Source organism: Microbacterium thalli (assembly GCF_028737325.1).
GTDB lineage: Bacteria > Actinomycetota > Actinomycetes > Actinomycetales > Microbacteriaceae > Microbacterium > Microbacterium thalli.
Map to the genome: position 1 here is coordinate 1 of NZ_JAQZCH010000015.1, position 333 is coordinate 333.

Consider the following 333-nt stretch of genomic DNA (forward strand, 5'->3'; position numbering starts at 1 on the left):
CACGGTTCATTAGTACCGGTTAGCTCAACGCATCGCTGCGCTTACACACCCGGCCTATCAACGTCGTCGTCTTCAACGTTCCTTCAGGACTCTCAAGGAGTCAGGGAGAACTCATCTCGGGGCAAGTTTCGTGCTTAGATGCTTTCAGCACTTATCTCTTCCGCATTTAGCTACCGGGCAGTGCCATTGGCATGACAACCCGAACACCAGTGATGCGTCCACTCCGGTCCTCTCGTACTAGGAGCAGCCCCCCTCAGTTCTCCAGCGCCCACGGCAGATAGGGACCGAACTGTCTCACGACGTTCTAAACCCAGCTCGCGTACCACTTTAAAT

At 54.7% G+C, this 333-nt stretch carries 1 rRNA gene; it reads right to left on the bottom strand.

Features of this window, described 5'->3' with window-relative positions:
* A 23S ribosomal RNA gene (locus PUW82_RS15065) occupies positions 1 to 333 on the bottom strand; the annotation flags it as partial.